The sequence below is a fragment of the Kitasatospora sp. NBC_01287 genome, from assembly GCF_026340565.1.
Taxonomy (GTDB): Bacteria; Actinomycetota; Actinomycetes; order Streptomycetales; family Streptomycetaceae; genus Kitasatospora.
In genome coordinates this window covers 4877194-4897152 of the sequence record NZ_JAPEPB010000001.1, presented here as the reverse complement: position 1 = coordinate 4897152, position 19959 = coordinate 4877194, and the positions used below count along the sequence as shown (strand labels likewise).

Here is a 19959-nt window from a genome sequence, read left to right as displayed (position 1 = left end):
CCGGCGGCGCCGGGCGGGCGGGTCGGAACGGATGCCCTCAGGCCGGCAGCGTCCAGCGCTGCCCGGCGCTCCGGTCGCAGTCCCAGAGCCGCAGCCTGGTCCCCCGCCCGGTGCGGCCGTCCGGGGCGGCCAGGCAGCGGCCCGCCGACGGGCTGTAGAGCGAGCCGTCCGCGCGCGGCCACCACTGCTGGGCGCCGGTCCCGTTGCAGGTCCAGAGCTGCACCACGGTGCCGTTGGCCGTGCCGCTGTGGTCGACGTCCAGGCAGCCACTCAGGGCGCGCACGGTGCCGTCGCCGGCCGGGGTCCAGCGCTGGGCGTCGGTCCCGTTGCAGTCCCAGAGCTGGACCGGGGTGCCGTTCGTGGTGCCGCCCTGGTCGACGTCCAGGCACCGGTCGGCCGGGCCCGTCACCTCGCCGGTCACCGGTCGGGCCGGGCCGACGTCGAAGGAGGGCGGCGCGTCGCGCGGGTCGTGACCCCAGTCGGGGTCGGGGTCGGCGGCCAGCTGGTACTCCAGGGTGCCGCCCTTGGTGATCAGGTCGGCGCCCAGCCAGGGCCGGGTGCTGGAGCGCCCGTCGACCCGCAGCCCGTGCACGTACTCGACCTGCGCCGACGCGCCCGGCGCGCTGATCTCGATCACCGTGCCGTCGCCCCGGGTGATCGTGATCCGCGGGAAGAGCGGGCTGGCCAGCACCAGTTCGGCGCGGCCCGGCGCCTGCGGGTAGAGGCCGAGGGCGGCCCAGACCGCCCAGGAGGACATCTCACCCAGGTCGTCGTTACCCACCTCGCCGTCCGGGCGGTCGCCGAACAGCGTGGTCAGCGCGCGCCGGACCACCTCGGCGGCGCGGTCGGGGCGGCCCGCGTAGTCGTAGGCCCACGGGGTGTTGAGCGAGGGCTCGTTGCCCAGGTAGGCGTACGGCGAGGCGGGGCCGGCGTTGAGCTGCTGGGTGAAGGCGTCCAGCCGCTGGACCACCGCCGCATCGCCGCCCATCGCGTCGAAGAGCCCGCGGTGGTTGAACGGGACCATCCAGGTGTACTGGGCGGCGTCGCCCTCGGCGTAGCCGTCCTGCAGGGTGAGCCGGAAGTCGGGCCAGCTGCGGTCGGCGTTGCGCGGCTGCAGGTAGCGGCTGCCGGCGTTGAACAGGTTGCGCCAGTTGGCCGCGGCCCGCAGCAGCGTCTCGTGCGTGCCCTTCTCGCCCAGGCGCCCGGCGAGCTGGGAGAGCGCGAAGTCGGCGCTGGCGTACTCCAGGGTGCCGGCGGCCGGCCCCCACTCGCCCGAGGTGTCGGCGGGCAGGTAGCCGTGGCTCTCCTCGGCCAGGTGGCCGGTCCGCTCCCGCGCGTCGCTCCGGCCGGCCACCGCCAGCTTGAGCAGCCCGGCCGCGTCGAAGTCGGTGCCGCCGAAGGCGTGGATGGTGGCGGCGATCATCGGCAGCGGATCGCCGATCATCACCCCCGTGCCGCCGTTGGCCAGCGTCCAACGGTCGAAGTAGCCCGCCTGGGCGCCCTGGTTCACCACCGACTGCGCGATGTCGGACGCCTCCTTGGGGGCCAGCAGCGCGATCAGCTGGACCTCGGAGCGGTAGACGTCCCAACCGGAGAAGTCCGCGTACTGGACCCGGCCCGGCTCGACCCGGTGCGGTCTGCCGTCGAAGCCCGGGTAGCCGCCGTCCGCGTCGCTGAGCACGCTCGGGTGCAGCAGCGAGTGGTACAGCGCGGTGTAGAGGACGCGCAGCTGCTCGGTGGTGCCGCCGGCCACCGCGATCCGGCCCAGCAGGTCGTTCCAGGAGCCCCGGACGGTGTCGCGGACCTGGTCGAGCCCGGGTCGGCCCGGCTGCTCCGCGTCCAGGTTGGCCCGGGCGCCGTCGGCGCTGGTGAAGGAGATGCCGACCCGCGCGGTGACCGGGGCGCCGGAGCTGGTGTCGAAGGAGACCAGCGCCTGGGCGCCCGAACCGGCGTCCGGTGCGTCGGGGTGGGTCGCCTGACCGGGGCCACGGTGGCCGGCCAGCGCCGCCTGGGCCGCCGCGGTGCGTGCCGGCTGCGGGGCGATGCCCGGGCTCTCCCCGCTGGCGCTGCGCCGGGTCGGGTCGAGGCGGCCGCCGCGCACGATGCCGGCCCGGGTGAAGGGGTGGTCGAAGACGGCGGTGAAGTAGATCCGGTAGCGGTTCTGGGTGCCGCAGAAGCCGCCGCCGTCGGTGTACCCGGAGATGCTGTCGGTGCCGATCGTCAACGCGCCGCTGGCCTGGTTGAAGGCCCGGCCCGCGTCCACGGTGAGCGAGGCGGTCTGCCCCGCCGGGTAGCTGAACCGGGCGATGCCCGAGCGCTGGGTGGTGCTGAGCTCGGTGCGCAGCCCGTTGTCGAAGGTGACCGCGTAGCTGCCGGGGGCGGCACTCTCGTGGGCGTGCGAGAAGGTCTCGTGGCCCACCGGCGTGTCACCGAGCATCGGCAGGAACGGGATGTTGCCGTAGTCGCCGCAGCCCGCGCCGGAGATGTGGGTCAGGCTGAAGCCGCGGATCCGCTGGTCGTCGTAGAGGTAGCCGCCGTGCTGGTAGGTGACGGTGTCCGGGCTCCACTGCACCATCCCGAAGGGCGCGCTCGCCCCGGGGAAGGTGTTGCCCGCGCCGCCGCCGTTGCCGAAGTCGATCGCCCCCTGCTTGGTGCCGACGAACGGGTTGACGTACTGCGCGGGATCGCTGACCGTGGTTCGGAGCCGGGCGGTCGCGGCGACCGCCGGCGTGCCGCTCGCACCGGTCAGCAGGGCCACGGCCAGCGCTGTAGTGATGATCTGACGGACGCTCATATGATCATCGTGCGTCTCGTCGCCATCCCTTCCCGGCCGCGACAGACCAGGTGTCCCTCCAGCGGCCTACCATCGGTGCCCGGCAGACCTTCGACCCGGGGGAGCACGACATGGCGGAGCGCAACATGGCGGAGCACGAACCGCGCGGCACCGAGGCCCGCATGATCGCGGAGGCGCGCAGGGCGTTCTTCGTGATCTTCGGATTCCTCTGCCTGATCTGGGTGGTCCAGCTGGGCAACTGGGCGGACGACGAGGCGCTGGTGCGCGACTACGGGATCCGCCCGCACGACCTGCTGCGCCTGCCGGACATCTTCACCGCACCGCTGCTGCACGTCAGCTGGGAGCACCTGCAGAGCAACTCGGGACCGCTCTTCATCTTCGGCTTCCTGGCTGCCTACCGCGGGGTCAAGAAGTTCCTGCTGCTCACCCTGCTGATCACGGTCACCAGCGGCCTGGCCGTCTGGGTCATCAGTTCGAGCGACGGGGTCACGGTCGGCGCCAGCGGGCTGGTCTTCGGCTATCTCGGCTACGTGGTGCTGCGCGGGCTCTTCGACCGGCACCTGATCGACGCCCTGATCGGCGTGGTCATGGCCGCCTCCTTCTCCTACGAGCTCTCCGTCGCGGTGCCCGGCGCGCCGAACGGGGTGAGCTGGCAGGCCCACCTGGGCGGCCTGGTCGGCGGAGTGGTGGGCGCCTGGCTGCTGCGCGAGCGCGCCGCCAGGGCGACCGGCGAGCCGAGCGCGCGCCCGAACACGGCGGGCGCGAGCACGGCGGGCCCGGACGGCGCGGGGCGGGGCACGCCGGCGAAGCCCGCCGGCGTGGAGCTCAGCCCGCGCTCCGAGTTGCTCAAGGAGCTGGACGACCTCGGCCTCTGACTCCCTCTGGCCTCTCCGGTCTAGACCATCTTGGTCGGCTGCGGCTAGCGTGGGGCCCTCCGCCGCCCCGCCCCACCTGCCGCCCGGAGCCGCACCGTGCAGTCCGCCGTCCTCGCCTTCGCCACCGACCTGATCGACGAGGGCGCGGACGCCTTCTTCGGCAACCTCACCGAGCGCTGCGGGGTCGGCGGGGTCACCCTCGCCTCGGTCTACCACGAGGCGCGGGACGTGTTCCCGCACCACCCCACCCGGGTGGTGCGCTACCTGGAGCCGGGCGCGGCCTACTTCCGTCCCGACCCGGCCCGCTGGGCCGGGCGCCGGCTGGCGCCGACGGCGGCCGCCGCGATCGGCGAGCGCGACCCGTTCGCCGAGGCGGCCGAGCAGACCCGCCGGCGCGGCCTGAAGCTGCACGCCTGGACCGTCTTCTGCCACAACGACCGGCTCGGCTTCCAGCACCCCGACTGCGCGCCCGCCAACGCCTTCGGCGACCGCCACCTCACCGAGCTCTGCCCCGCCCACCCCGAGGTCCGCGAGTACGCCCACACCCTGGTCGACGAGCTGGCCCGGTACGGCGTGGACGCGATCCGCGCCGAGTCGCTGCACTTCCACGGCCTGCGGCACGGCTACCACCACGAGCGCTACTTCGAGCGCCTGGGCGCGGTGGCCGAAGCCCTGCTCGGCCTCTGCTTCTGCGCGCACTGCAAGGCCGCGGCGCGGGAGCGCGGGGTGCCGGCCGAGGAGGTCCAGCGGGTGGCCGCCGCCGAGATCCGCCGCCGCCTGGCCGACGAGCGGGCCGCCGAGGAGCCGGGCGCCCTCGACCAGCTGGCCGACGGCGCGCTGGCCGCGTACGTGGACGCGGGCGCGGCCACCGTCACCTCGCTGGCCGCCGAGCTGGCCGAGCGTGCCGGCCGGCACGGGATGCGGCTGAGCTTCATGGACGGCGGCGGCCCCGGCACCGGCTGGCTCTCCGGCATCGACCTGCCCGCGCTGGCGAAGGCCGGGGTGGGCGTGGAGACGCTGGGCTACGCCAGGACCGCCGAGGAGGTGCGCGAGAAGGTCGCGGCCTTCGCCCTGCACGGGGTGGCGCCCCAGGCGCTGGCGGTGATCCTGCGCCCGATGGCCGAGGACTGCGACGGGCCGGAGAACCTGGCCGCGAAGATCGCGGTGCTGCGCGGGCTGGGGGTGCCGGAGGTCGAGTTCTACAACTACGGGCTGATGCGGCTCTCCTCGATGGACCGGATCGGGGCCGCGCTGCGCACTGCTCCGAGCGCCGGTGCCTGACCCCGTTTTCGCGGGCGCGAGTTATCCGGGAAGCGCCGCATTCCGGGTTCATCCGTAGACGTATCGTCAGTATCGCCTACCAGGACAGCGCGCTTGCTGCGCCACGCGCCACCCAAACGGTAGGCTTTCCGTGTGATCTTCAAGCGCATCGGCAACGGGCGGCCGTACCCGGATCACGGCCGAATCAGCACTCGACAGTGGGCGGACGTGGCCCCCCGTCCGGTGCGACTGGACCAGCTGGTGACCACCAAGGGCCAGTTGGACCTGGAGACCTTGCTCGCCGAGGACTCCACCTTCTACGGCGACCTCTTCGCCCACGTGGTCAAGTGGCACGGCGACCTCTACCTGGAGGACGGCCTGCACCGCGCCGTCCGCGCGGCCCTGCAGCAGCGCCAGGTCCTGCACGCACGCGTGCTGGAGCTGGACTGAGGCCGGGGCGGCCGCACGGCCGGCTGATGGCGGTTCAGCAGTCCTCCTGACTTCCCCGGACGAAGCGGCCGAATGATCGTCAGTACACCCTTTCGAGTGCTCGGGTGCGCCAAATGATGATCATTTATTACCTTCGTCCGAAGAACCGGACTAGGCTGCCGAACACGGCCGCAGCGTGTCGCGGACCCGGTGTCCCGCCGCGCTGCCTGCCAGACCCGTCGCCTGTCGGCAAGGCTGCCCTTCCTCCCAGGGGAGACAGACTGTGAGCATGTTGACTCCCCAAGGGTTGAAGGGGAAGCAGTTCCGGATCACCGGCACCAGCTATCCGCGGCTGGGCCCACCGCCGCGCCGTGGCCGCCGGGTGGTGATGTTCGTGGGCTCGCTGCTCGCCCTGTCGCTGATCGCGCTGGGCGGGGTGCAGGTCTTCGACATCTTCACCGGCAAGGCGAAGCACGGTGCCGCCCAGGCCTGCGCCAGCGCCCGGGCCTCCGCCTCGGGCAAGCCACTGGCGGTGCCGGCGGCGGCGACCTCGGCGCCCGGCTCACCGCCCGCTCCGGGCTCCCCGGCCGCCTCGGGCGCACCGGCCGCCTCGGGCGCACCGGCCGCCGGCTCGGCCGCCCCCTCGACCGCGCCACTGCCCGCCGTCACCGCGGCGCCCCAGCCGCAGGCGGTCACCGTCAACGTGCTGAACGCCACCGACAAGGCCGGGCTGGCCGCGAAGACCGCCGACGAGCTGAAGCAGCGCGGCTTCACCGTGGGCAAGGTCGGCAACGCCCCGTCCGCGCTGGAGAACAAGGTGCCCGGCAGTGCCGAGCTGGTGGCCGGCCAGTCCGGTGCCGGCGCGGCCGCCCTGCTCGGCGCCCAGGTCGGCGGCGCGACCACGATGGCCGACGCCCGCACCGACGGCAGCGTCGACTTCGTGATCGGCGAGGGCTACACCGCGCTGCTCGACCCGAACGCCGCCGCGACCGCGCTGGCCGCCGCGCTGAAGCCGTCGCCGAGCGCCTCCCCGCTGCCGGGCAGCTGCTGACGGCCTCGCGAGGCCCGGCGGCACCCCGCACCGCACCACCGCACCACCGCACCACCGCACCACCGCACCAGATGAACGAAAGAGCGGTGCTCCGACCTCGGAGCACCGCTCTTTCCGTCCGATCAGCGAGCCGACGCCGTCAGCCCGCCGTGCCGTACAGCCGGTCCCCCGCGTCGCCGAGGCCGGGGACGATGTAGCCGTGCTCGTTCAGACGCTGGTCCAGCGCGGCGGTGACCACGGTGACCGGCAGCCCGGCCAGCTCCTTCTCCATCACCGCGACGCCCTCCGGCGCGGCCAGCAGCACCACGGCGGTCACATCGGTGGCGCCCCGCTCGATCAGCAGCCGGATCGCGGCCACCAGCGTGCCGCCGGTGGCCAGCATCGGGTCGAGCACGTAGACCTGGCGGCCCGACAGGTCGTCGGGCATCCGGGTCGCGTAGGTCGAGGCCTCCAGGGTCTCCTCGTTGCGGACCATCCCGAGGAAGCCCACCTCGGCGGTCGGCAGCAGCCGGGTCATCCCGTCCAGCATGCCGAGCCCGGCGCGCAGGATCGGCACCACCAGCGGACGCGGGTAGCTGAGCCGGGTGCCGGTGGTGACCGCGACGGGGGTGGTGATCTCGACCTCGTCGGTCCGCACGTCCCGGGTGGCCTCGTAGGCCAGCAGCGTGACCAGCTCGTCGGTGAGACGACGGAAGGTCGGGGAGTCGGTGCGCTCATCGCGCAGCGTGGAGAGCTTGTGGGCCACCAGAGGGTGGTCGACGACGTGGATCCGCATAATCCGACCTTAACGGCGTTCCACGGCCGGGGACGACCCCCGTGGCGTCGGCAGCCGGGTGGGACAGCTGTGGTATCAATCCGGGACTTCTGGGAAAGTCAGACCGTATGAAAAGGAACCCGGGCCCGGTCGACGGACCCCCCGAGGAGCCCGGCGCGGATCCGAACAGCGCCGCCCGCACCACCCGCACCGGTTCCGGCGCGGGTGCCGAGCAGCACGTCGTGCGGGAGACCCCGGCCGAACGCCGCCGGCGCCGCGCGGTCTTCCTGCGGGAGCTGGCCGAGGCCCGCGAGCTGCGCGCCCGGGTGCAGCCGCGCAAGACCAAGGAGCGCCGGATGCGGGAAGCGCTCCGCATGCGCACCTTCCGGATCTGACACACCGCGGGCGACGGTCCGCCCACCCTGCGATACCCGTCGGACGCCCCCGGGACACCCCGCACCCGGCTGTTCCCGCTCCGTTGCCCCGCCATTGGCCGGACGATCCCCGGTTTCCGACACGACCTGCGAAGACGCGCTGCCGAACACTCCCCGAGAGGCCCGGGTTTCTGTCACGATGCCGGTGGGACGGTCCGAACAGCGGGCCGCCTCTGGCGCGGGGGCGGCCAGACCGCGTTCGCCCGAGATCGCCTACGGCCGAGACCATTTGGGAGTGTCCCTGGTGGCGTACTTCGCTGCAGTGCTTGCTCGCACCGAGGACGGGTGGGATGTGAGCGAGACCGAGTTGGACAATGTCGAAACTCTTGCCGATCTTGCCGACCTGGCACGCGGAGCGGCACAGGACGACAACACTGTGCTGCTTTTCATCGAACAGGAGGACTCCTGGTTCGCCGTCGTCCGGGTGGACGGTGAGGAGGATCCGCGGATCTTCGTCTCCGACGCCGCGGCGGCCAAGCGCAGCTCCTACGGGGACGTGGTCCTCACCGACGAGCTGGTCGGCCGGGCCGGCGACAGCGAGTTCGAGGACCTCGACAGCCTGGTGACCGAACTGGAGGAGAGCGAGGACGTCGAGCCCTCCGACACCGACGAGGACGAGGAGCTCCCGCTCACCGGCCCCGGCGGCGTGCCGGTCGGCCCGCTCGGCGACGCCCTGCTGCTGACCGACCTCGGCATCAGCGAGAAGGACCTGCTGGCGCTCAGCGTCGAGGGAGCCGAACCCGGCGAGGCGCTCTCCGAGATCGCCGACGCGCTCGGCTGCGCCGAGGTGCTGGAGGCGGTTCGCTGACCGGCCGCGGGTCGGGGTGGGGCCCGCCAGTGCCGGACACTGGTGGGATGCAGCCCCACCTCGACCTCGCACCGCTGCCGGCCCCGGTGCGCCCCGACCCGGTCCGAGACCGCTGGACGCCCGCGATGCGGCTGGCCATCGCCGAGGCCGAGCTGGCCACCGGCACCGGTGACGTCCCCGTCGGCGCGCTGGTCCTGGGCCCCGACGGCGCCGTCCTGGGCCGCGGTCACAACGAACGCGAGGCCGTCGGCGACCCCACCGCGCACGCCGAGGTCCAGGCCATCCGCCAGGCCGCCCGCGCGGTCGGCGAGTGGCGGCTGACCGGCTGCACCCTCGTGGTCACCCTGGAGCCCTGCACCATGTGCGCCGGCGCCATCGTGCTGGCCCGACTCGACCGCGTGGTCTACGGCGCCCTCGACGAGAAGGCCGGCGCCGCCGGCTCCCTCTTCGACGTGCTGCGCGACCGCCGCCTCAACCACCGCCCCGAGGTCATCCACAGCGTCCTCGCCGACGACTGCGCCACCCAGCTGCGCGCCTTCTTCGACACCCACCGCTGAAGGCACCCTCCCCAGCCGCCCCAAAGGATTTCGCTCCCACCCGAGGCGTCCGGTAGAGTCTCTCTCGGTAGCGTGTCCGAGCGGCCAAAGGAGCACGCCTCGAAAGCGTGTGTGGGGGCAACTTCACCGTGGGTTCGAATCCCACCGCTACCGCCACTGAGCAGTCCCGAAGGGGCCGTCCGCGAGATTTCGCAGACGGCCCCTTCGGCGTTCGGCGGAAGTCCAGAGCCTGCGTTGAGGTAGCGCGGACCGGAGCGTGGCACGCTCGGGGGAAGCGACGCGCAGGGGAGGAACCGATGGACGGTCAGGGCGGGTTCGGCGGGCACCACGGTGGTCACCAGCACGGCGGGGGCGACCAGGGCGGCGGCTTCCTGTGGGTCCGTGAATCGTACGGTCGGGACGTCGAGCGGCCGGCGGGCACCGCCACGCGGAGCCGCGCGAACTCGCGGTGGCCGCTGCTGCTGGTGCTCGTGATCGCCGCGGCCGCCCTGCTGATCCCGCTGGTGCGCTGACGCCTCGCGAACGCTCAGGCGGTCGAAGAACGGACGAAGGGCCCCGACCGGGACGACGGTATCCAGCGGTCGGGGCCCTTCGTCGTCCCCACGGTGAGGGGGTGGTTCGGTTACCCACGGCTGTTGCCCGCTCGTGACAGAAGACGGACGGTTCCCGGATCGCCGGTGCGAGAGGATTCTCACATCGCACAGAGCAGCGAGCGGCCGACCGGGGAAGACCTAGGGGGGCGGCGGTCGGGCTCGAGGCGAAATCCACCGCCCACGCCCACTGTTCCTGGGGGAACCGCCATGTCCGCTCGCGCCCGTCGTCGTGCCACCGCCATCAGCCTCACCATCGCCGTCACCACCGGCGCGGCCCTGCTGCTGACCGCCTGCGACCCCAGCTCCACCTCCTCCGCCGCCGGCTCGGCGGCACCCTCGCCGGCCAACTCAACCGCGCCGATCGCGGCTTCCGCCCCGACCTCCGCGGCACCGCAGAGCGCTGCCCCGAGCACCGCCCCCACCGCTGCCGCCCCGAGCACTGCCACCACCCCCTCCACCGCTGCCGCCCCGAGCGCCGCGCCGACCACGGCCGCCGGCTCGCCGGCGGCGGCCCGGCCCGCGAGCCCGGTGCCCACCACCGCGCCGACCACCGCACGCCCGCAGGCCCCGGCCCCGGTGGCGGCGAAGCTGAACGGCACCGCGCGCAGCGGACTGACCATCAGCGACGGCACCCGGTACGTGGTGATGAACGGCACCACGATCGACTTCGGCACCGCCGTGCGCGACCTGGCCTGGTCCCCCGACGGCAAGAAGGCCGCGTTCATCGACGGCGCGGGCGACCTCGCCGTCGCCAACCCGAACGGCAGCGGGCGGGTCACCGTCGCCGAGCACCCGGCCGGCCAGAGCTGGTCGCACCCGGCCTGGCAGGTCTCCGCAGCCTCGCCCCAGGGCTACTACGCCGCCAAGGACAACCTCTTCTTCACCTCCACGAAGGGTGGGGTGTCCCAGCTGGAGGGTGTCCCCGCCACCGCTGTCCACGGCACCCCGCGTGTCCTGGACCTCGGGCCGTACTCGGACAACAACGTCACGCCGAACCCGATGACCGAGAACCTCTGGCCGGCCGGTGCCAACGCGAACGGAACCACCGTCTACGCGAACAGCGACAGCGGCGAGGTCTACATCCGCGACGAGTCACTTCGCCAGCAGGGCGGCGCGGTCGCCAAGGGCTCCGAGCCCGCACTCTCCCCGGCCGGCGACGAGATCGTCTTCGTCCGCTCGGTGGGCGGACACGACCACCTCTTCGAGACCAGCATCAACAGCCCCAAGAGCACCACCAAGGACCTGACCCCGCACGCCACCACCGACTACACCGAGCCGACCTGGTCCGCCGACGGCAAGACCATCGCCACCCGCACCCCGGCCGGCATCGCCACCCTCCCCGCGAACGGCTCCGCCACCCCGACCCTGGTGTCCGGCTACACCGGCCTGCCCGCTTACCGGAACAACTGACCGCACACCGCCACCACGCGCGGCACACCGCGCTGTCGCGGGCCCGCTCAGCCGACCGGCCGGGCGGGCCCACCACCGTGCCCGGCCAGTTCGGCGCGCAGCTCGGCCAGGTGCGCGTCGGCGTTGTCGTGCGGGAGGTACTCGATGACGTCGACGAAGCGGAAGAGCACCCTGCTGCCGGTCACCGCGAACTCGTAGTCGGCGAAGCCGACCACCGCGCCGAGCGCGCCGCGCACGGCGCCGCGCACCACGGCGGCGGTCAGCTCGTCCGGGTGCTCGGCCGTCAGGGCTCGGCGGGCGTTGGGCCTGGCCAGGTAGGGGCAGACCATCGAGGCGTAGAGCATGCAGGCGCGGTGCCCCGGGCCCTCCAGGGTCGGGGCGAGGTTGCGGTAGGGCCGGCCGGCGGCGAGCGCCGCGCCGATCGCGGCACTCTCCGCGGCCCCGACCACCCGCCACACCGGCCCGCGCGGCATCAGCACGTCGCAGACCGAGCACTGCCGCTGCCGCGCGCAGTCGGCGCTGCGCTGGTAGTCGGTCAGCGCGAACTGCGGCCGGCCGTCCTCCCACGGGGTGATGGCGGGCACGGGGTAGCCGCGGTCGTCCCGCGGTCGGTCGTGGACGGTCGGCGGCATGGGTACGAGATCGAAGCGCACATCGTCATACCTATCAGCCCTGCGGCTGTGCGGACCAGGGAGATCGGCCAGGGAGATCGGCCAGGACCCGGCCGCGAGACGGCCGGGCCGCTGGGCGCCGGAGCCCCTCAGCAGCGGTGCGTCAGGCCGCACCCGCCGCGACCTGGTCGGCCGGTCCTGGCTCGACCGACCGGCCCAGGGCCGCGGCCAGCCGCTGGGCGGGCAGCGCCGCCGAGCCGATCGCGGCCTCGCTGTTGGGGCGCAGCGCCACCCAGTCGCCGGCGTAGTCGATCCGGCGCAGCGGACGGGCCAGGAAGGCGGGGCGCAACCGCAGGGCGGCCGGGGTGGCTTCGGGCAGTCCGTGCTCGTGGCGGAAGACCCGCGCGGTGCGCAGGGCGGCGGCCAGCCCCGGCAGGAAGCGGTCGGCCTCGGTGACGGCGGTGGTGACGACCTCGGCGTCCGGTGCGGTGAGCAGGTCGGGGATCGCCCCGGGCGCGAGCAGCAGGCTGACCAGCCCGCGCCCGGGCGGCACCCGCCCGGGCGCCTTGAGGTGGTCCAGGATCGCGCCCGCCACCACCCGGCTCTCGGTCGCCGGGATCAGCAGGCCGTAGCTGGGGGCACGGGTGGGCGCGGGCAGCGGGCGGTCCAGCAGGCAGGCCACCTTGAGCATCGGGGTGTAGCCGCAGGCCGCCAGGTAGGGGCGCTCCTGCGCGGGTACGCCCGGGTGCAGCGCGAGCGCCGCCGGCGCGGGCAGCGCCAGCACCACCTGGCGCGCGGTGCGCACGATGCCGTCCGCGAATTCCAGCCGGACCGCCGACGGCCCCTCGACCACCCGGTGGAGCGCCGCGCCGGTGCTGACCCGCAGGCCCGCCGCCACCCGCCGGGCCAGGGTGTCCATGCCGTCCCGGTAGGTCAGCCAACGGGTGCCCACCCCGCCGGTGGCCGCCAGCATCGCGGCCATCGGACCGATCGCCGAGCGCTCCGAGCGCCAGCCGAAGAAGCAGCCGGCCAGCGGCTGGAGCAGCGCGTCGTGCAGATCAGGGTGGTAGCGCTCGGAGAGTTGACTGATCGTCAGCTCTCCGAACGCGGTGGCCTCCGGGTGGTCCAGGTCGATGCGCCCGCGTAGCGCGGCACCGAAGCGCAGCCAGTCGAGCCGACCGCGCGGCGACATCCCGGCGCCGGTGAGCAGACCGAGCGGGTGGCCGAGCCGGGCGTGGGCACGCCCGCGCCGCCACAGGGCCAGCGAGCGTTCGATCGGCAGCACCTCGGCCGGGGCGAGGCCGACGGCGCGGCTCAGCTCCCAGGTGGCGTCGTAGCCGCGGGCCGCGATGGTCTCGGCGCCCTCGTCGATCCGGTGGCCGTCGAGCACGCTGGAGGCCATCCGCCCGCCGACCCGCCCACTCGCCTCGAAGACCCGCACCTCGCGTCCCGCCCGGGTCAGGCGGTGCGCGGTGGCCAGGCCGGCGACGCCCGCGCCGATCACCGCGACGTCCAGTTCCGGCGCGGCCATCAGGTCCACCGCCCGGTCCCGTGCCCGACCGCGCCCGCCAGGTAGCGGGTGCGCAGCTCGTGCCGGCGCACCTTGCCGGTGCCGGTGCGCGGCACCGCGTCCCAGTCGAGCAGCAGCGGTTCGGCCAGTTCGGGCAGGTCGCGCACGGCCCGCCGCCAGCGCCGCGGGTCCAGCCCGCCGTGCTCACTGACCAGGATCGGCAGCGGCGGCCGGTGCCGGCCGGCGTCCAGCAGCACCGCCTCGACGAGTTCGGGCAGCCGGTCGTGCAGCACGTCCTCCAGCTCGACCAGGCTCACCCCCGGCATCCCGTCCACCTCCCGGTCCAGCAGCAGCAGCCGTCCGTCCCGTGTGCGCGCGCCCAGGTCGCCGGTGTTGAACCAGCGGCCGGTGCGCTTGTCCGCCCAGCGCTCCGGCTCCCCGACGTAGCCGGTGCAGAGGTTGGGCGTGCGGACCAGGACCACGCCCACCTCGCCGCGCCGCACCGGGCGCAGCGTCCGCGGGTCGACCACCCGCAGGCCGATCCGCAGCGGCACCGCGCGGCCCAGGTCCCGGGTGGTGGGGTGGCGCTCCTCGCGCCCGGCCAGGGCGCGCCGGGTGAGGAAGCGGAAGGTGACGGGACCGGTCTCGGTCTGCCCCCAGCCCTGCAGCCAGACCGGCGACCGGTGCCGGGAGGCGGCCAGGAAGGCGCGCACGGTGGGCGGGTGGATCGCGTCGAAGGTGCTGGTCAGCACCCGCAGCTCGGTGAACGGAGTGTCGGGCTCGGCGGCCAGCCGCTGCCAGCGCACGTAGGTCGAGGGCAGGGCCTCCAGCACGGTGGGCGGGTGGGCGCCGAACAGCCGGGCGGCGGTGGCCGGTTCGCTGTCGGCCGCCACCGCCACCGTCTCCGGCCTGGCCCAGAGCGCGGAGATGGTCCAGGAGACCGCCCGGCCGTGCGCGTAGGCGATCGCGTTGCCCACGGTGTCCCCGGGGCGGACCGAGATCAGCGGCCAGCGGTGCGCCTCGAAGGCGGTGATCTTCCGCACGATGCTGGTGGTGGTGTGCACCACCAACTTGGGCAGGCCCGTGGTGCCGGAGGTGTGGTTGATCACCAGCGGGTCGTCGTCCGGCCGCCGGTGCACGGGGGGCACCGCGAAGCCGCGCAGCGTGGCCGCGTCGATGGCACCGGGCGAGGGCCCGTCCAGGCTGACGGTGCGCACCGGGTGCGCCGCCCCGCCGAGCGCCAGGGTGTAGCGGTCGGAGAGCAGCAGCGCGGGGTCCAGCCGAGTCAGCAGCGCGGCCAGCGCGGCCGGCTCCAGATGCCCGGAGAGCAGTGCGGGCACCGCGCCGATCCTGGCGGCGGCGCAGGCCAGCAGCGCGTAGTCCCAGTGGTTACGCTTGTGCACGGCCACCCGCTGGCCGGGGCGGACTCCGGCGGCGGCCAGCATCGCGGACAACTCGCGAACCAGTTCGGCCAGTTGCGGGATGGTCCAGCGCTCGCCGTGCTCGGCGGCCAGGTCGAGCGGGCGGCTGAGCTGGACCACGGTCGGCGAGTCGCGCTCGGCCAGGGTCTCGAAGAGCGGACCGAGGTCGAGCGGCCTGGGCCCGGGCAGCAGCCTCACGCGGCACCGCCGTTCAGCAGGCAGGCGGCCACCAGCAGGGCGCAGCAGACCCGGTGGGTGTGGATGCCGAGCCGGCGGGCCCGCAGGATCTGCCCGGCGACCAGCCCCAGGGTGAACTGGCTCGCCCGCAGCGCGATCACCGGCACCATCAGGACCGCGAACCACCAGGGCGCCAGGCCGAGCAGCGAGGGCACGGTGAGCAGCGCGGCCTCCAGCAGCGAGAGCGCGGCCACGAAGGCGGCGTTGCCGGCCGGCGAGGCCAGCACGGCCACCGTGCGGCGGCCCACCGCGCGGTCGCCCGCGATGTCGTTGACGTTGGAGTAGACGCCGAAGAGCAGCGGGCCCAGGCCGAAGACCAGGCCCTGGACCAGCGCGAAGGAGTCCAGCCGCCCGGTGAGCAGGCCGTAGGGGACCAGCACGAAGACCCAGCCGTAGAAGGCGAGCAGGAACTCCTGCCAGCCTCGGTAGCTGAGCTTGAGCCACCAGGAGTACTGGAAGCCGGCGAAGGCGCAGGCCGCGGTGGCGAGCAGCGTCCAGCCCGGGCGGGCCGGCGCGAGCAGCACCGCGCCGCTCCAGCAGGCCAGTTGGACGGCGATCGCCAGCCAGGCGAAGGACTGCGCCTGGCGCTCGCCCAGGGCTCCGGCGATCAGCGGCTTGCGGGCCAGCCGGCGGGCCGGGGCGTCGGGACCGTAGTTGGCCGCGTCGCTGCCGTCGCGGTAGCCGGTGATGTCGTCGAAGGAGCAGAGGCCCGCGAACATCGCCACCCCGCCGAGCAGGAAGAGCAGCAGGACCGCGGCCCCCTCGGCACTCAGCGCCTGGGCCGGCAGCACCATGGCGAGCAGCAGCGGGGTGGCCAGGTAGTAGTCGTAGATGTCGAGTTTGGCCAGGCGGGCGTAGACCCGCCAGGAGACCGCGGGCCGGGGCGGGTAGCGGTGGGCGAGTGCGGTGTTGTCCAGCAACGGGGGTCCTCTCCGCGCGCCGGGGACGGGCGCGCGCGGGGTCGGGGGCGGGTCGGCGCGGCGGGCGGGTCAGCGTGGGCGGCAGATCAGCGCGGGCGGCGGGCGGGTCAGCGCGGGCGGCGGGCGTGCACGGAGTAGAGCACCGGGGAGACCGCGCGGAAGTCCGGGTGGCGCATCACCAGTCGCAGTTCATCGAGCTGACCCTCTGTCAGCCCCTGTGCCAGCAGCCGCTCGCGCAGGCCGTCGAGGTGGCTGACCAGCAGCTCCAGGCCCGGGTGGCCGGCCTGCCAGAGCAGCACGGTGGGCTGCGGGTCGAGCCCGGTGAAGCCGGCCTCGCACAGTTGGGCGGCGCAGTCGCGCCCCCAGCACGGGTCGCCGCCGGCCGCCCTGAAGAGCTCGGACTTGGCCGTGAGGAAAGCCTCGTAGAGCTCGGCCGAGCGCCCGTCGGGCGCCAGCAGGACCGGCCCGTAGGAGACGTCGAACTCGTCGATCTGCAGCCAGCCGCCGGGCTTGAGCGCGGTCAGCAGCCGGTCGAGCACCGCGCGGCGCCGCGGCACGTGCTGGAGCACCAGTCGCGCGTGGATCAGGTCGAACGCGCCCTCCGGCAACGGGTCGTGGCCGATGTCGTGCTGCTCGACCGCCAAGTTGGGGCGGCCCTGGATCCGCCTGGTGTCCAGGTCGGTGGCCAGCACCCGGCCGCCCTCTCCGACCTGGTCGGCCAGCCAGTGGGCGACGCTGCCGTTGCCGGCGCCGATCTCCAGGCAGTGCCAGCCGGGGCCGACCCCGGTAGCGGCCAACCGCCCGGTGCTCCACGGGTCGTAGGCCGCCTCCAGGCAGCCGTACTGGGCGAGGGGGTGGTCGGTGGAGTTGTCGAAGGCGTAGCCCGGCTCGCCGGAGCGGGCCTGGACGAGCAGCTGGGACATGGGAGTTCCTCATCGATGAGCGGCGACATGCGGCGGGGAGCCGTCGACGGATCGACGGCTCCCCTGGAGCTGCGGGTGGATCAGCTGAAGCTCACGTCGTAGACGCCCTGGGCGCGCGGCGTGAAGTGGGCCTCACCGGTGATGCCCTCGTACGAGCCGGTGCCGCCGTTGACCACGCCGTTGAAGTGGGTGTCGTCCGGGTTGGCCCCGTTGTCGCTGATGCCCAGGACGGTGCTGAACGAGATCTGGCCGCCGCGGTCGAACTTGATCAGGCCGGTGCAGAAGGCCTCGTCCTTGTTGGCGCCGATCTTGTCCTTGTCGCAGAGGTCGTAGGCGGTGCCGATGACGTTGCCGTCAGAGTCCTTGACCCGTGCGGTGCCACCGAACGAGGAGCCGACCGCCTGGGGGGCGCTGGCCTCGTCGTTGGTGTTGCTGAAGTCCAGGGTGAGGTTCTGGACGTTGGCGGCGCGGGTCGTCGGCGCGTTGTCCGCGAGGGCGGGCACGCTCAGCGCACCGACCGTGCCGACCACCAGACCGGCGATCGCCAGGGCGACGGAACGCTTGGTGGTGACGACTCGTTGCATGAATCCTCCTAGGACGCGTCGGGCCGGGTGCCCGAACTCGGCGCTAGTTGATCACAGTCGAGCATCAAGTCGTCACGCTCCGTGTCGTGGGCGGGTCGGCTCGGGTCGCCACTCGGCCACCCTTGCGCCGCAAGGGATCTTGGTCCGCGAGGTCACGCGGCCACCACCGTTCAGGGGGTCACGGACGTCACCCGGTCGGGGAAAGATCTTCACCCGTACGGCGGGGTCGGACCGAGCGGCTGCGACCGACCGGTCCGGGCCCGGTGAGGCACCCCGACTTTTGGCGCAGGAGGTCAACTGGTTTCAGTTGAACGGGAAATCACATACCGCGTCCGCGATCCGGACGATCTGACCATCCGTCAGATGCGGGTAGACCGGGATCGACAGTGCCCGTTCGGCCGCACGCTCGGCGGCCGGCCAGCCGTCACCCGGGAGGACGTACGGCGCGAACGCGGGTTGCCGCGGCAGCGCCTGCGGGTAGTAGGCGTGCGAGGCGACACCGCGCCGGGCCAGGTGGGCCCGCAGCGCCTCCCGGCGCTCGGCGAGCAGCGTGTAGACGTAGAAGCAGCGACCCTCCGTGCCCGGCGGCGGGGCCAGCACCCCGCGCTCGGCCAGCGGGGCGAACCGCTCGGTGTAGTAGCGGGCGATCGCGGCCCGCCGGGACAGGCGGTCCGCCAGACCCGGCAGGCGGTGGCGCTGGAAGGCCGCCTGCAGCTCGTCGAAGCGGCTGTTCCAGCCGATCCGGTGGTGGGTGAACCTGGTCCGGCCGTCCTGCCCGTGGTTGCGCAGCATCCGGACCGCCCGGCCCAGTTCGGCGTCCCGGGTGACCACCGCGCCGCCCTCGCCCGGCATCCCGAAGGTCTTCACCTGGACGAAGGAGTACACCCCCGCCTCGCCCCAGAGCCCGGCCGGCCGCCCCTCCAGCACGCCGCCCTGCGCCACCGCCGAATCCTCCAGCAGGCGCAGCCCGTGCCGCCGCGCCAGCTCGGCGAACGCGGGCAGGTCGGCCATCACGGAGAACATGTGCGCCGGCAGCAGCGCCTTGGTGCGCGGGCCGATCCGCTCCGCCGCCGCGAGGGGGTCGATCACCATCGTCCACGGGTCGATGTCCGCGAAGACCGGTCGGGCCCCCACGCTCAGCACGCTGGAGGCCAGCGGGGCGCAGCCGAAGGCCGGCACCACCACCTCGTCACCCGGGCCGACCTCCATCGCGGCCAGCACCAGGGTCAGCGCCGAGGTGCCGCTGCCGCAGGCCACCACCTCGGCGCCGCCCAGGCTCTCGCCCAGCTCCCGCTCGAACGCGGCGGTCTGCTCGCCGAGGATGAAGCGCTGGCTCGCGCTGGTGCCGGTCTCGCGCAGTAGCCGCAGCAGGACCGCGCGGTCGCCCTCGAAGAGGTCCGGCGGGAAGAACGGGATCTCGGCCAGCTCGGTGGTGCTCATGCGCTCTCCCGCTGGTGCTCGGTGGTGCTCATGCGCTCTCCCGCTGGTAGAAGTCGCTGATCAGCCCGCAGACGGTGTCCACCTCGGCCAGGCTCAGCTCGGGGTGCAGCGGCAGCGCGAGGGTGCGGGTGCAGGCCGCCTCGGCCACCGGGAACTCGCCCGCGCGATAGCCGAGTTCGGCGAAGCACGGCTGTAGGTGCAGCGGCGAGGGGTAGTAGACCTCGGTCTCCACGCCGTGCCCGGCCAGGTACGCGGCCAGCGCGTCGCGCCGCTCGGCCTCGATCAGGTAGACGTAGAAGACCTGGCCCTCGATCCCGCCCACCCGCGGCCGCCGCAACACCCCGGGCACCCCCGCCAGCCGCTGCTCGTAGGCGGCGGCCAGTTCGGCCCGGCGGGCGATGTCGGCGTCCAGCCTGGTCAGCTTCGCCAGCAGCACCGCGGCCTGCAGGTCGTCCATCTTGCTGTTGCAGCCGGCCAGCGAGGTGGTGGTGTTGATCGCCGGGAAGTCGCCGATGGTCCGCCCGAAGCGGCCGTGGTGGCGCAGCGCGTCCACGGTGCGGGCGATCTCCTCGTCGTCGGTGAGCACCGCGCCCGCGTCACCGATCGCGCCCAGCGTCTTGGTCGGGAAGAAGGAGAGCACCCCACCGGCCCCGAACAGCCCGGCGTGCCGCCCGCCTTGGCGCATCCCGATCGCCTCGGCGCTGTCCTCGACGACGGTCAGGCCGTGCCGGTCGGCCAGCTCGCCGATCGCGGCCAGGTCGGCCAGCCGGCAGAACAGGTGCACCGGCATCACGAACCTGGTGCGCTCGGTGAGCACCGCCTCCAAGCCCGCCGGGTCCAGCGCGTAGCTCACCGGGTCGATGTCGGCGAAGACCGGCCGGCCGCCGGCCAGCACCACCGAGCTGGCCGAGGCGACGAAGCTGAACGCGGGCACCACCACCTCGTCCCCCGGCCGCAGTCCGGCCGCGCGCAGCAGCAGGACCAGCGCGTCCGTCCCGCTGTTGACGCCGATCACGTGCCGGGCACCGGTGTACCGGGCCAGAGCGAGCTCCAACCGCTCGACCTGGCGGCCGTGCGAGAACTTGCCGTCGTCCAGCACCTCCAGGGCGCGCTCCTCGATCAGCGGCCACAGCTCGTCGAAAGCGCGGGCCTGGGTGAAGAAGGGCACCGGGCGGCGGCCGGCCGCCTGCCGGGGCAGGCCTCCGGCGGCCGTGACAGGACTCTGCAAAGCTCCCCCTGACAGGTTCGGGGCGGGTTCGGGGGCCCGAGATTATGTCAACTGTCGAGCCCCATACCGTCAAAAGAGTGCTGATTGGTCGTAAACCACTCTTTCGTGAAGGAACCACCC

The 19959-nt window shown here is 73.8% G+C and carries 19 protein-coding genes and 1 tRNA gene; 10 read left to right on the top strand and 10 right to left on the bottom strand.

What is annotated here, in order from left to right; all coding sequences use genetic code 11:
- Positions 1-37: 37 nt before the first annotated feature.
- Entirely contained in the window at positions 38-2794 is a 2757-nt protein-coding gene (locus OG455_RS21050) for a lectin (protein ID WP_266295971.1), read from the bottom strand.
- A gap of 110 nt (positions 2795-2904) precedes the next feature.
- Here OG455_RS21050 and OG455_RS21045 point away from each other — a divergent pair, with 110 nt between their 5' ends.
- The 4 genes from OG455_RS21045 to OG455_RS21030 all read left to right on the top strand — a co-directional run bounded on the left by OG455_RS21045 (position 2905) and on the right by OG455_RS21030 (position 6409).
- Entirely contained in the window at positions 2905-3669 is a 765-nt protein-coding gene (locus tag OG455_RS21045) for a rhomboid family intramembrane serine protease (RefSeq protein ID WP_266295970.1), read from the top strand.
- A gap of 96 nt (positions 3670-3765) precedes the next feature.
- Positions 3766-4950, top strand: a complete 1185-nt coding sequence (locus OG455_RS21040; protein ID WP_266295969.1) for a hypothetical protein — start codon at positions 3766-3768, stop codon at positions 4948-4950.
- A gap of 132 nt (positions 4951-5082) precedes the next feature.
- Positions 5083-5379 (top strand): type II toxin-antitoxin system VapB family antitoxin, encoded by a 297-nt coding sequence (locus tag OG455_RS21035; protein ID WP_266295968.1) that lies wholly within the window; start codon positions 5083-5085, stop codon positions 5377-5379.
- Positions 5380-5647: 268 nt separating this feature from the next.
- The gene (locus OG455_RS21030) at positions 5648-6409 is read left to right on the top strand and encodes a LytR C-terminal domain-containing protein (RefSeq protein ID WP_266295967.1); all 762 of its coding nucleotides are present in this window, start codon (positions 5648-5650) and stop codon (positions 6407-6409) included.
- Between the two features lie 139 nt (positions 6410-6548).
- Here the strand turns inward: OG455_RS21030 and upp are convergent, their stop codons facing one another.
- Positions 6549-7184, bottom strand: coding sequence for a uracil phosphoribosyltransferase (gene upp, locus OG455_RS21025; protein ID WP_266295966.1), 636 nt, complete (start codon positions 7182-7184; stop codon positions 6549-6551).
- A 107-nt stretch (positions 7185-7291) separates the two neighbouring features.
- Here upp and OG455_RS21020 point away from each other — a divergent pair, with 107 nt between their 5' ends.
- The 6 genes from OG455_RS21020 (at position 7292) to OG455_RS20995 (ending at position 10965) form a co-directional block, all read left to right on the top strand.
- Complete coding sequence (locus OG455_RS21020) at positions 7292-7558, top strand: hypothetical protein (protein ID WP_266301100.1); 267 nt, start codon at positions 7292-7294, stop codon at positions 7556-7558.
- 283 nt (positions 7559-7841) lie between these two features.
- Entirely contained in the window at positions 7842-8405 is a 564-nt protein-coding gene (locus OG455_RS21015) for a tRNA adenosine deaminase-associated protein (protein ID WP_266295965.1), read from the top strand.
- Positions 8406-8452: 47 nt separating this feature from the next.
- Positions 8453-8962: a tRNA adenosine(34) deaminase TadA gene (tadA, locus tag OG455_RS21010; protein ID WP_266295964.1), complete on the top strand. Its 510-nt coding sequence runs from the start codon at positions 8453-8455 to the stop codon at positions 8960-8962.
- Positions 8963-9028: 66 nt separating this feature from the next.
- A tRNA-Ser gene (locus OG455_RS21005) sits at positions 9029-9118 on the top strand.
- A gap of 140 nt (positions 9119-9258) precedes the next feature.
- Positions 9259-9474, top strand: a complete 216-nt coding sequence (locus tag OG455_RS21000) for a hypothetical protein (RefSeq protein WP_266295963.1) — start codon at positions 9259-9261, stop codon at positions 9472-9474.
- A 288-nt stretch (positions 9475-9762) separates the two neighbouring features.
- Positions 9763-10965 carry a hypothetical protein gene (locus tag OG455_RS20995; RefSeq protein WP_266295962.1) on the top strand — a complete coding sequence of 401 codons (1203 nt, stop codon included), beginning with the start codon at positions 9763-9765 and terminating at the stop codon, positions 10963-10965.
- A 47-nt stretch (positions 10966-11012) separates the two neighbouring features.
- On the opposite strand, the gene OG455_RS20990 is transcribed toward OG455_RS20995, so the two are convergent.
- The 8 genes from OG455_RS20990 to OG455_RS20955 form a co-directional block, all read right to left on the bottom strand.
- Complete coding sequence (locus OG455_RS20990; protein ID WP_266295961.1) at positions 11013-11597, bottom strand: hypothetical protein; 585 nt, start codon at positions 11595-11597, stop codon at positions 11013-11015.
- 142 nt (positions 11598-11739) lie between these two features.
- Positions 11740-13107: an NAD(P)/FAD-dependent oxidoreductase gene (locus OG455_RS20985; RefSeq protein ID WP_266295960.1), complete on the bottom strand. Its 1368-nt coding sequence runs from the start codon at positions 13105-13107 to the stop codon at positions 11740-11742.
- Positions 13107-14705: a class I adenylate-forming enzyme family protein gene (locus OG455_RS20980; RefSeq protein WP_266295959.1), complete on the bottom strand. Its 1599-nt coding sequence runs from the start codon at positions 14703-14705 to the stop codon at positions 13107-13109. The genes OG455_RS20985 and OG455_RS20980 overlap by 1 nt, the downstream gene beginning before the upstream one ends.
- A complete protein-coding gene (locus tag OG455_RS20975) occupies positions 14702-15664 on the bottom strand; it encodes a UbiA family prenyltransferase (RefSeq protein WP_266295958.1) in 963 nt (320 codons plus the stop codon). Before OG455_RS20975 ends, OG455_RS20980 begins: the two co-directional genes overlap by 4 nt.
- A gap of 107 nt (positions 15665-15771) precedes the next feature.
- Positions 15772-16587, bottom strand: a complete 816-nt coding sequence (locus OG455_RS20970) for a class I SAM-dependent methyltransferase (RefSeq protein WP_266295957.1) — start codon at positions 16585-16587, stop codon at positions 15772-15774.
- A gap of 80 nt (positions 16588-16667) precedes the next feature.
- Complete coding sequence (locus OG455_RS20965; RefSeq protein WP_266295956.1) at positions 16668-17171, bottom strand: hypothetical protein; 504 nt, start codon at positions 17169-17171, stop codon at positions 16668-16670.
- A gap of 303 nt (positions 17172-17474) precedes the next feature.
- A complete protein-coding gene (locus tag OG455_RS20960) occupies positions 17475-18611 on the bottom strand; it encodes a DegT/DnrJ/EryC1/StrS aminotransferase family protein (RefSeq protein ID WP_266295955.1) in 1137 nt (378 codons plus the stop codon).
- Between the two features lie 28 nt (positions 18612-18639).
- The gene (locus OG455_RS20955; protein WP_266295954.1) at positions 18640-19839 is read right to left on the bottom strand and encodes a DegT/DnrJ/EryC1/StrS aminotransferase family protein; all 1200 of its coding nucleotides are present in this window, start codon (positions 19837-19839) and stop codon (positions 18640-18642) included.
- Between the last annotated feature and the right edge of the window lie 120 nt (positions 19840-19959).

Bases quoted from the DNA above. Each gene is read 5' to 3' on its own strand.
- OG455_RS20970 (WP_266295957.1), bottom strand. From the start codon at position 16,587: ATGTCCCAGCTGCTCGTCCAGGCCCGCTCCGGCGAGCCGGGCTACGCC.
- OG455_RS21050 (WP_266295971.1), bottom strand. From the start codon at position 2,794: ATGAGCGTCCGTCAGATCATCACTACAGCGCTGGCCGTGGCCCTGCTG.
- OG455_RS21020 (WP_266301100.1), top strand. From the start codon at position 7,292: ATGAAAAGGAACCCGGGCCCGGTCGACGGACCCCCCGAGGAGCCCGGC.
- OG455_RS21045 (WP_266295970.1), top strand. From the start codon at position 2,905: ATGGCGGAGCGCAACATGGCGGAGCACGAACCGCGCGGCACCGAGGCC.
- OG455_RS20985 (WP_266295960.1), bottom strand. From the start codon at position 13,107: ATGGCCGCGCCGGAACTGGACGTCGCGGTGATCGGCGCGGGCGTCGCC.
- OG455_RS20965 (WP_266295956.1), bottom strand. From the start codon at position 17,171: ATGCAACGAGTCGTCACCACCAAGCGTTCCGTCGCCCTGGCGATCGCC.
- OG455_RS20995 (WP_266295962.1), top strand. From the start codon at position 9,763: ATGTCCGCTCGCGCCCGTCGTCGTGCCACCGCCATCAGCCTCACCATC.
- OG455_RS21030 (WP_266295967.1), top strand. From the start codon at position 5,648: ATGTTGACTCCCCAAGGGTTGAAGGGGAAGCAGTTCCGGATCACCGGC.
- upp (WP_266295966.1), bottom strand. From the start codon at position 7,184: ATGCGGATCCACGTCGTCGACCACCCTCTGGTGGCCCACAAGCTCTCC.
- OG455_RS21000 (WP_266295963.1), top strand. From the start codon at position 9,259: ATGGACGGTCAGGGCGGGTTCGGCGGGCACCACGGTGGTCACCAGCAC.
- OG455_RS20960 (WP_266295955.1), bottom strand. From the start codon at position 18,611: ATGAGCACCACCGAGCTGGCCGAGATCCCGTTCTTCCCGCCGGACCTC.
- OG455_RS20990 (WP_266295961.1), bottom strand. From the start codon at position 11,597: ATGCCGCCGACCGTCCACGACCGACCGCGGGACGACCGCGGCTACCCC.
- tadA (WP_266295964.1), top strand. From the start codon at position 8,453: ATGCAGCCCCACCTCGACCTCGCACCGCTGCCGGCCCCGGTGCGCCCC.